Raw genomic sequence first — 9,429 nt, 5'->3', positions numbered from 1 at the left:
GGCAATTCGTCGTGCGGGACGGTCATGGCGGCGTTGTCGCGCCGGCGAGGATGGGCGGCAAGCCGCGGAATTCCGCGCCGGCATGATCAATCTTGATCATGCGCCCGGCTTCGGACGGGCTCACGGTGCGGGTTTGGACAGTGGCGTGGCTGGGAGCGGCGACGATGCGAACGATCGAGGGTGTGGCTGGCAAGGGTGTGGCGGCAAAGCGTCTTACGGGCCGCGTGGCCCTGGCGGTTTCGGCGGCCTGGCTGGGGCTCAGCCTGGCGGGACCGGCGGCGGCGTCGGGAGCAGGTCTGCCTGCCGCGACGTCGAGTGTGAGCTGCAACGACGCCAACGGCCCCTACACCTCGGACCCGGCGAACTGCACGGTGGCCGGGTCGCACGCGATCATCGCCGGGGAACCCTATGTCGCCATGTCGGCGCACGCCGGCGACGGTTCGGGCCTGCCCGAGAACGCCTTCGCGACGCTGAGCTATTCCTTCGAGGTGACCGGCGGCGCGGCGGGCGACATCGTGCCGATCTCGATCGCCACGAACCTGTTCACCTCCGCGAACTATCCGAACTCCGCCTTCGCGGAGATCTACACCGACGGATCGGGCGAGGATGCGGCCAGCGCCAGCGTGTGTACGGACGGCTCATGTCCCCTGGGCAGCGCCTTCGACGGCGCGTTGCACCTGCTGTCCGCGTCGGGCGCCGTGCGCACGCTGACCATCTTCATTGGGGCGGAGGAAGGCTACCTGACGACAGGCGACGCTGTGGCGTCAGCCGACCCGTTCATCGGCGTCGACCCCATCGGTCTGAACCCGGACATCTATTCGATCCAGCTCAGCGACGGCATCAGCAACGCCTTGCCCGGCGGGGTTCCGGAGCCGGGCGCCTGGACCCTGATGCTCCTGGGCTTCGGCGGGCTGGGCGCGGCGCTGCGGGCGAGCCGCGCACGGCGAGAGGCGGCGAGCGCGGCGACTTGACCTGAATCAAGGCCACGCCGGCCGGGCGGTCCCAGACTTCGAGACGTCTGGGAAAGGACCCGCCATGCCGCTCATCTCAATCGTCGTCGTCGTCTGCCTGTTTGCCATGTTCGGCAGCTTCATCGTCGTCCTGGGCGGCGTGAACCTTTGGATGGCGGTCCTCGAACGGCGCGACGCCGCCGCGGCGGCCAGGACGGCAGCCCGGGAAACCGAGATGCGCCTGGCCGCCTGACCTCGCGGACGGCAGGTCTAGGCCAGGACGACCCGCGCGCGGCGGGCGCGAAGGCCTGCACCCAGGCCCGCGAAGCCCAGCGGCATCAGAGCCCATGACGCCGGCTCCGGCACGCCGCCGGGCACGCTGTCGACGCTGAGGTTGTCGAGATAGCCCTGGTTGCCGGAGCCGCCGAAGGTGTCGAACAGGATCTCGCCGAAGACCGGTGCAATGGCGCCGTTGCAGGCGCCGTTCGTGCCGCAGAAGGCCACGCCCGAGGCCAGCCTCGCGCCGTCGAGGGCCACGGAATACTGCTGGGTCGTGTCGTCGAGCAGCAGGTCCACCTGATGCCACACGCCGTAGCTGAACGTGCCGATCGTCGGATAGGCGCCGAAGATCGCCGAGATACTGTTGCCGGAAATGTCGATACCGCCGACGAACTGGCCGAGCCCGGTTGCGGCGGACTGCCAGCTGGAGTTGTCGGCCGGGGTCAGCATGATGTCGGCCGACTGGTCGACCGTCCCGGGCGAGGTCAGGCCGATTTCATAGAACGGGCCGGTCTGGACGGTCACTGAGCCGTCGACGACAACGGCCTGCGGCCCGCTTGCCGCCACGCCGCCCTCGACCTGGGCCGCGACTGGCTGGTTCTAAGCGCTGAACACCGACCAGCCGCCCCGCCGGGCGACCGGTCCCGGGGGTGAAGGTCGGGCCTTCGAAGCCGGTGGAGTAGAGGTTGGTCGCCGAAGCCGGCAGGGTGATGGCCGCCGCAACGGCCATAGCCGCGGAGCCGACGCAGTAGGTCGTGGTTTTCTCCCGTCTGGTCCAGTCCGCCGCCGAGGCCGCGGTTTCCGGCATGCTAGGGCCGCGCCGCGCACCGCGTCGAGCGCTCACACCGGAAGTGCGAAGAACTGTCGGGAGCCGAGAACTCTGCGCCCGGCGCGCACATCTGCCCCTGTATTTATACCTAGTCGCGGATTCCGACGGCCTTAACGCCCCGCGCCTAGAGCCTTGGAGGCCCCCCGGCGGTTCGCTGGAATTGGGGCGCGGGTCGCGACGCCCGGTCCTGGACGCCTCGCCCTGGGGAGGACCCATTGAAGCCACGCAAGGAACCGACCTCCGCCACGCCGGCCGCAGCCGAGGACCGTTCGAGCGTGCGGGAGGCTCTGGTCGCCCTGGTCTGCACGATGCCCATCCGGGTCCTCATGGTGGACCGGGAGATGCGGGTGCTGGCCGCCAGCCCGTCGTCCGAGGAAAGCATGCGCACGGCGTCGAATCCCGAATACCTCGGCCGCACCGTCTTCGAGATCGATCCGGAATACTTCCTGCCGTTCGCCCAGGTCTGCGCGCGATGCCTGCAGGGCGAGACGATCACCGCGCCGCGGGTGCGGGCGCGGCGCGGCGACGGCGAGATCTGGCTGCGGACCCAGATCAGCCCCTGGCGGGACAACGCCGGCGAGATCGGCGGCCTGATGTCGGTCTCCGTCGAGATCACCGATGTCGTCGAATTGCTCCAGGCGACCGAGCGGTCCGAGCAGCGGCTGAAGATGGCCGTCGAGATCGCCGAGGTGCATGTCTGGGAACAGACCTACGCGACCGGCGAGATCGTCACGATCGGCACCGGCGAGAGCTTCTTCGACGGCTCCCTGGACCCCGCCGAGATCGCCAGGGACACCAACATCACCATCCATCCGGAGGATCGCGAGAGGATTGCCGAGCCCTGGCGGATCGCGGTGGAGTCCGACACGCCCTACCGGCCCGAGTACCGCATCAACCGCGCCGACGGCAAAGAGGTCTGGGCGACCGCCGCGACCAAGCTGGTGCGCGACGTCGACGGCAATCCGCTGCGCCTCGTCGGCGCCATGCTGAACATCACCGCCCAGAAGGCGGCCGAGGCGGAGCTGACCCGCGCCCGGGACCAGGCCGAGGCGGCCAACCGCGCAAAATCGAGCTTCCTGGCCACCATGAGCCATGAGATCCGCACGCCGCTGAACGGAGTGCTGGGCATGGCCCAGGCGATGGAGGCCGACGAGCTCGCGCCCGCCCAGCGCGAGCGGCTGAACATCATCCGCCAGTCCGGCGAGGTCCTGCTGAGCGTCCTCAACGACGTGCTGGACCTGTCGAAGATCGAAGCAGGAAAGCTCGAACTGGAGCCGATGGACTTCGACGTCTCGGTCCTTGCGCAGCAGACGTTCGACGCCTTCAAGGGCGTGGCGGCGGGCAAGTCGCTGGCGTTCTCGCTGGAGGTCGCCGAGGACGCCAAGGGCCGCTACCACGGCGACCCGGGGCGCATCCGCCAGATCCTGTCGAACCTGATCGCCAACAGCCTGAAGTTCACCGACACCGGCGCGGTGAGCCTGGCGGTGGCGCGGCGCGGCGAGGACGTGGTGTTCACCGTGTCCGACACCGGCATCGGCATCCCGCCTGACCGCATCGAGGACCTGTTCCATAAGTTCGAGCAGGTCGACGCCTCGACCACCCGGCGCTTCGGCGGGACCGGCCTGGGTCTGGCCATCTGCCGCCAGCTGGCGGGCCTGATGGGGTCGCAGGTCACCGCGGCCAGCGACGAAGGCTTCGGCAGCCGGTTCGAGCTGGCCGCGCCCCTGCCGCGCGTCGGCGACGAGGCCCAGCCCGCCCCGACCTACAACGCCGCGGCGCAGACCCGCGGCGCGGGCCCTGCGCTGCAGGTGCTGGCGGCGGAGGACAACAGCGTCAACCAGCTCGTCCTGAGCACCCTGCTGAAACAGGGCGGCGTCGACCCGCGCATGGTCAGCAACGGCGCAGAGGCGCTCGCCGCCTGGCGCGAGCAGGCCTGGGACGTGATCCTGATGGACATCCAGATGCCGGTGATGGACGGTGTGACCGCCACCGAGGCGATCCGCGCCGCGGAGCGCGCGACGGGGCGCTGGCGCACGCCGATCCTGGCGCTCACCGCCAACGCCATGGCCCACCAGCTGGAGGAATACCGCCTGGCCGGCCTCGACGGCATGGTGGCCAAGCCCATCCGCGTGGAGGAGCTGTTCAAGGCGCTGAACGCGGCGCTGGACGCAGGGGCGGCGCGCGAAGGCGCCGACGCGACGGCGGCGGCGTAAGCCTTCTCACTAGCCCCTCATTCCCGATCGTCCGTCAGCCTGTATTCGCCGGCGGCGGGGTCGAAGGCTCGGCTTCGCCGGGCGCGGCTGGGCGCCTCGGCCTGCGCTTCGCGCGCGGCGTCCCGCTCCAGCTTGAAGTCGAGCGCCAGCGTCAGGCGCACCACCCGCGAGGACTTCTCGAAGGCCGCGGCCAGCGCCACGATCTCGTCTGCGTCCTCGCTCTCACGGACGCGGACCGCCAGCTCGCGCGACGCCATAAGGGCCAGCTCCGCGAGCTCCCCCAGCATGGCCTCGGCGCGGGCCTGTTTCTCCGGTTGACGCGACGTGAACAAACGGAGAACATCGGAATTGGCCGAAGTCAAATTTTGAGTCACATCCCGCGCCCTCTCCCTACCCTCTCCCTCTCGGCTTCGCCGGGGGAGAGGAGGCGCGTTCAGGTCCTGAACAGCGCCACGGCCTCGACCCTTGGCGCATTGGCGATGTCGGCGGGGGCGACGAAGCCCAGGCCATCCCAGGGGATCTCCACGCCGATTGCGTGGAAGCAGCGGGCCACATATTCCGAGCAGATGTATTCGTCCTTCGGGCCCAGGTGGCGCGGCATCTTGCGGCGGAAGCGGCCGATGGCGATCCTAAGGCCGATCTTGAGGATCTCCCCGGCCGAGAACCGGTCGCCCAGCCGCTCGAAGGCGAAGGCCGCCATCTTCGTCCAGGGCCGGCTGCGGGACTTGGCCGCCATGGCGGCGTGCCGCGCCAAAAGGATCCGCCCCGGATAGGGATGCACGCCCGAGCTGGTGCGGGCGATGAACGTCGACAGCGGCACGGCGCGCACGCCGATCTTCTCCACGCACTCCAGCACCAGCACCCGGTCGATCTCGTCCAGCCGGTAGGCGATGGCCACATGGCTCCAGGGGCTTTTCGTCGCCCAGCGGATCAGCCGCGAGACGCTGTCGGTGGCCGAGCACAGCAGGATGTCGCCATCGCGCACCTGGCCGCGCAGGTCGGCGTAGGGCTGGGGCTTCAGGGTGGTGAGGACGTGGGGATCGATGGCCATGCAGGGGTAACGCTCGGTGAAGGTTGCGGATCATTCTGGGGTTGGCGGCCAAGACGGGATGGGCGCTCCGCTCATCCGGCCCTATTCGGGGCCACCTTCTCCCCGGGGAGGGACAAGTTCTCCTGCCTCCTATTCCACGGCCAAAATTGTGCAGGTGACGGGGACGGCCGGTCGTGGCGAACTGGCGGCATGGCGGGGGTGCTTCGCAGAGCGGTGCTGGGCGGGTTGGCGGCGGGCGCCAGCCTGGGCGCCGGCGCGGGCGCGGCGCGGGCGCGCGTCCCACGACCGGCGGACCTGGAGGGCGTCTGGACGCTCGGCACCTACACCGATCTCGAGCGGCCGCCGGCCCTGCACGCCCTGGTGCTGACCCCGGCCGAGGCGGAGGCCTATGAGGCGCCGCGGCGCAGGCTGGGCGGCATGCCGGTCCCCAACGCCGACGATGTACTGGGCCAGGCCGAGACGGAGCGCAGCGAGCGCGGCGACGGCCTCGCCCGAGTGCGCGGCCAGATCCGGTCCTCCTGGATCGTCGATCCGCCGGACGGCAGGATCCCGTTCACAGCGGAGGGCCTGGCGGCTGTGGCGCGGGCCAGGACCGAGCAGTTCGCCAACCCAGAGGGGCTCTCCGGGACCACCCGATGCCTGGCCAACGCCGCCGCCGGCGCGCCGATGTCCGGCGGCCCCGACGCCAACCTCTTCCAGTTGGTCCAGACGCCCGACGCCGTGGTCATCGTCAGCGAGAAGTACCACGAGGTGCGGATCATCCGGATGGGGGCGGCCGCGCGGGGGCCGGTCCAGCCGCCGCAGTGGACCGGCGACGGCGTCGGCCATTGGGAGGGCGCGAGCCTGGTGGCGGAGACCCGGGGCGGACACCCCGGCGCGATCCTGCGCGGCGGCCGGCTGATGGCCGTCGAGACCTCCCGGGTCACCGAGCGCTTCACCCGCACCGCGCGCGACGAGCTCATCTATGAATTCACCGTCGAGGACCCGGTGCTCTACGCGCGGGCCTGGCGCGGCGAGATGGCGTTGCGCCCCGCGCCCGGCCGCATGTTCGAGTTCGCCTGCCACGAGGGGAACTATTCCCTGCCGGGCATCCTGGCCGGGGCGAGGCTGGAGGAACGCGAAGCGGCGGCGAAGGGCGGGAAGTAGGGGGCGGTAAGGTCCGGGCGCGGAGCGTGCCGGGCTTGGACTGCCTCAAGTCTTCCACGCATCCGGATCGTGACCGAGATCGATCATCGCGTTCCGTAGCGCGAGAACTGTGCTTTGCGCGATCAGACCCCAATCAGTGATTTCGATCACGCGAGCCGGTTCAATCCCGCCGAAGTCATCCATGTCTCCCAGCACCTGCTCGACATGCTGCGCGCAAGCCCCCTTCGCGGTAGGACTGGAGCTTGACGTCCTTGCCCCCCGGCATCTCGGGCAGCTCCGCGGCGGGGAAGTCTGGCCGTTGTCGTCGATGACCGCGGGTCGGGAACTCTACTGGCCCTTGTCCGCCGCGCGGGCGATCTGGAGCATCAGGGGCATTGAGTAGTTGCCCTCGTGGCAGGCGAACTCGAAGATCGGGCCCTTGTCGGGATGCAGCGGCATCTCGCCCCGCCAAGGGGTGGTGTAGGTGGCGGGGTCCTCGACCTCGAAAGCGTAGCGGATTTCGTCGGGGGCGGTGCGGGTGAAGCGCTCGGTGACGCGGGCGTCGGGGCCGATCAGGAACAGGCCGCGGTCGCCCTCGCCGGGGTTGAGGTTGGTGGTCTCGACGACCAAGGTCTCGCCCTCCCAATGGCCGATGGAGTCGCCCATCCAGGGGCGCAGGTTGGGCGGCAGGTGGGCCGCCTTCGCCGTCTTTGGGTCGATCAGGCGGATGATACGGACGTCATGGTTCATCTCCGACAGGATGACGACCGCGTCGCGCGTCTGGACGATCCGCTTGCCGCCGGCGACGGCGGTGTTGAGCATCGGCGGATTGGCCGAGGCCTGGCCGCCGACAAGGCAGCGGTCAGATGGTGTGCGGTCCTCCGGATTGGCGGACGCGAGGGTGGCCGCGGCGAGCGCGCGCTGGCGCAGCTTCGCCTCCGGGCGATAGGGCACCAGGCCATCGGCGGGATCGGTGATCCAGCCGGTGCGCAGGCGCCCGTCGAGGCGGCCGAGCGGGAACGGCACCTGCCACTCCGAGGCGCCCTGCCCCAGGCCCGCTTCGCCCCCCTCAGCGATCCGGGCCATGGCGGCTTTCTCGTAGGCCAACTCCTCCGCTTTGGTGGTGAAGCCCGCCGGCGCGCCGGGCGGGCGCTCCAGCCGGGTGGAGGCGTTGGCGGTCCAGAGGCCCTGGAGCTGCGGCTGGCCGTCCGGGGTGCGCGGCGCGCGGTAGGGGCCGGCGTGTGCAGAGGCCAGCGCCATGGCGGTCAGGACCGCGGTGAGCGCGGCGGCGGCGATGCGGCGTGTCGGCATGAAAATCCCCCGCGCCATGGAAGGCCGGAACGGGCGGCGGGGCAACCGGGCAAATTGTCGAAGGTGAGATGCGGCCCTGGGAACTCGCCACATAGGCGAGCCTACGACTAAAGGCGTAGGCCTTTGGTCCAATATCGCCCGGAAAAACAAGGTTCTATGATGAGTCCCTTACCTGATCGGGGGGATGGATCATGGCGACGCGGAAAGCATGGACGATGGCGGCGGGTCTGGCGGCCGGCGCGGCGGCGGCGCTTCTGGCGGCGGGGGCGGCTCAGGCGCAGAACGTGCATCAAATCCAGCAGAACATCCCCATCCCGAACGCCCTCGCCACCTCGACCTTCGACGACTTCACCGGCACCAGCACCCAGCGCTCCACCAACTTCGGCATCACCTTCAACAGCTTCAACCTGAGCCAGGGGATTCTGCTCAGCGCCGCCTTCGACTACGCCTCGCTGGTGCAGCTGAACGCGCACGGCAGCGCCCAGGTGTCCGGCCAGCCCTATGCCTTCACGATGAGCGGCAGCTCGGCGATCACCCTTCCGGGAGGCGGCCCGGCGATCAACACCCAGCAGGGGACCATGACGGTGACCTGCCAGCCCAGCGCCAATCCGTGCGTCTTCAACCAGCTTCAGACCATCGGCGAGCATTCGGTGCAGGGCAACATCGCCCAACTGGGCGCCTTCGCCACCAACGGACCGGGTGGAACCGCCGGCGCCACGATCCAGGTCCTCGACAACCAGCAGGTGAGCCTCAACCTGCCGGCCTCGAACACCAGCAATGTCAACGCGGACACCGCGACGCTCAGCGAGACCGTGTCCACCGACGTCCTGTTCTACAGCTACGTCCAGCACGCCGTGGCCTCCTTCAACTCGGGCTCGACGCAGACGACGCTGGACCTGAACTTCGGAACCCTGCAGCAGGGCGCGCTCGCCACCACATTCCAGGAGGCGCTGTTCAACCTCGGCGGCTTCGGCGCCGACGGCCTCGTGCTGAACAACACTTCGCAGACCGGAAGCGGCCCGTTCGAGTTCCTCCAGAATATTCCCGGCTTCGTCGTGGGCGGCGCCAGCGGCGCCTTTGGGATCACCATGGGCACGAGCAGGATCGGCGACTTCAACGAGACGCTGGAGCTCAACCTGGCCGACGAGAACCTCGGCGGGATCGGCGAGCAGACCTACCATCTGTTCATCGACATGACCGGCGACGTGGTCGCGCCCCCGCCGCCAGTGATCACCCAGCCGCCCGGCGTGCCAGAGCCGTCGAGCTGGGCCCTGCTGCTGTTGGGCTTCGCCAGCCTGGGCGCCGCGCTGCGGGTGAGCCGGGCGCGGCGGATGGCTATTTCGGCCTGAACCGCTTGCTCGCCGGGAAGCCTCTGGGCGCGAGTTTCCCGGCCCCGGCGCGCTTGCCGATCCAGTCGCGCCATTCCGCCCAGCCATGGGTGCGGCCCGCCGTGTCGATCCACCCAGCCCCATCCGCCTCGGCGAAGGCCGTCGCGTCGCGCAAGCCGCCTTCGCGATAGGACTGAAGTTTGACGCCCTTGCCTCTCGGCATCTCGGGGAGCTCGGCGGTGGGGAAGATCAGGATCTTGCCATTATCGCCGATGACGGCGAGCTGATCGGCTGAGCCCAGCAGCAGGCTGGCGAGCGCGCCCTTGGGGCCGGGGTTCAGGAC

11 protein-coding genes are annotated in these 9,429 nt (G+C 69.8%); 5 read left to right on the top strand and 6 right to left on the bottom strand.

What is annotated here, in order from left to right:
- The first annotated feature begins 164 nt into the window (after nucleotides 1-164).
- Nucleotides 165-971, top strand: a complete 807-nt coding sequence (locus E8A12_RS22715; protein ID WP_293373197.1) for a PEP-CTERM sorting domain-containing protein — start codon at nucleotides 165-167, stop codon at nucleotides 969-971.
- A 64-nt stretch (nucleotides 972-1,035) separates the two neighbouring features.
- Nucleotides 1,036-1,203, top strand: a complete 168-nt coding sequence (locus E8A12_RS22710) for a hypothetical protein (protein WP_293373195.1) — start codon at nucleotides 1,036-1,038, stop codon at nucleotides 1,201-1,203.
- 17 nt (nucleotides 1,204-1,220) lie between these two features.
- Here E8A12_RS22710 and E8A12_RS22705 read toward each other — a convergent pair whose 3' ends face one another.
- On the bottom strand, nucleotides 1,221-1,796 hold the full coding sequence (locus E8A12_RS22705; RefSeq protein ID WP_293373193.1) for a PEP-CTERM sorting domain-containing protein: 576 nt from the start codon (nucleotides 1,794-1,796) through the stop codon (nucleotides 1,221-1,223).
- 477 nt (nucleotides 1,797-2,273) lie between these two features.
- Between E8A12_RS22705 and E8A12_RS22700 the strand changes: the two genes are divergently transcribed.
- Complete coding sequence (locus tag E8A12_RS22700; protein ID WP_293373191.1) at nucleotides 2,274-4,271, top strand: ATP-binding protein; 1,998 nt, start codon at nucleotides 2,274-2,276, stop codon at nucleotides 4,269-4,271.
- Nucleotides 4,272-4,288: 17 nt separating this feature from the next.
- Here the strand turns inward: E8A12_RS22700 and E8A12_RS22695 are convergent, their stop codons facing one another.
- Entirely contained in the window at nucleotides 4,289-4,603 is a 315-nt protein-coding gene (locus E8A12_RS22695; RefSeq protein ID WP_293373189.1) for a hypothetical protein, read from the bottom strand.
- 101 nt (nucleotides 4,604-4,704) lie between these two features.
- Complete coding sequence (locus E8A12_RS22690; RefSeq protein WP_293373187.1) at nucleotides 4,705-5,322, bottom strand: YiiX/YebB-like N1pC/P60 family cysteine hydrolase; 618 nt, start codon at nucleotides 5,320-5,322, stop codon at nucleotides 4,705-4,707.
- Between the two features lie 189 nt (nucleotides 5,323-5,511).
- Here E8A12_RS22690 and E8A12_RS22685 point away from each other — a divergent pair, with 189 nt between their 5' ends.
- Nucleotides 5,512-6,468 (top strand): hypothetical protein, encoded by a 957-nt coding sequence (locus E8A12_RS22685; protein ID WP_293373185.1) that lies wholly within the window; start codon nucleotides 5,512-5,514, stop codon nucleotides 6,466-6,468.
- A 45-nt stretch (nucleotides 6,469-6,513) separates the two neighbouring features.
- Here the strand turns inward: E8A12_RS22685 and E8A12_RS22680 are convergent, their stop codons facing one another.
- The gene (locus E8A12_RS22680; protein ID WP_293373183.1) at nucleotides 6,514-6,651 is read right to left on the bottom strand and encodes a hypothetical protein; all 138 of its coding nucleotides are present in this window, start codon (nucleotides 6,649-6,651) and stop codon (nucleotides 6,514-6,516) included.
- A gap of 144 nt (nucleotides 6,652-6,795) precedes the next feature.
- Nucleotides 6,796-7,758: a hypothetical protein gene (locus tag E8A12_RS22675; protein ID WP_293373181.1), complete on the bottom strand. Its 963-nt coding sequence runs from the start codon at nucleotides 7,756-7,758 to the stop codon at nucleotides 6,796-6,798.
- A 191-nt stretch (nucleotides 7,759-7,949) separates the two neighbouring features.
- On the opposite strand from E8A12_RS22675, the gene E8A12_RS22670 reads away from it, so the two are divergent.
- Nucleotides 7,950-9,107, top strand: coding sequence for a PEPxxWA-CTERM sorting domain-containing protein (locus tag E8A12_RS22670; RefSeq protein WP_293373179.1), 1,158 nt, complete (start codon nucleotides 7,950-7,952; stop codon nucleotides 9,105-9,107).
- On the opposite strand, the gene E8A12_RS22665 is transcribed toward E8A12_RS22670, so the two are convergent.
- Nucleotides 9,094-9,429 (bottom strand): DNA gyrase C-terminal beta-propeller domain-containing protein (locus E8A12_RS22665; RefSeq protein ID WP_293373177.1); only part of this gene is annotated, 336 nt, incomplete at its 5' end. The genes E8A12_RS22670 and E8A12_RS22665 overlap by 14 nt on opposite strands.

It is taken from the genome of Phenylobacterium sp., assembly GCF_004799395.1.
In the GTDB taxonomy this organism is placed as follows: Bacteria; Pseudomonadota; Alphaproteobacteria; order Caulobacterales; family Caulobacteraceae; genus Phenylobacterium.
This window is presented reverse-complemented; position numbering and strand designations above follow the sequence as displayed.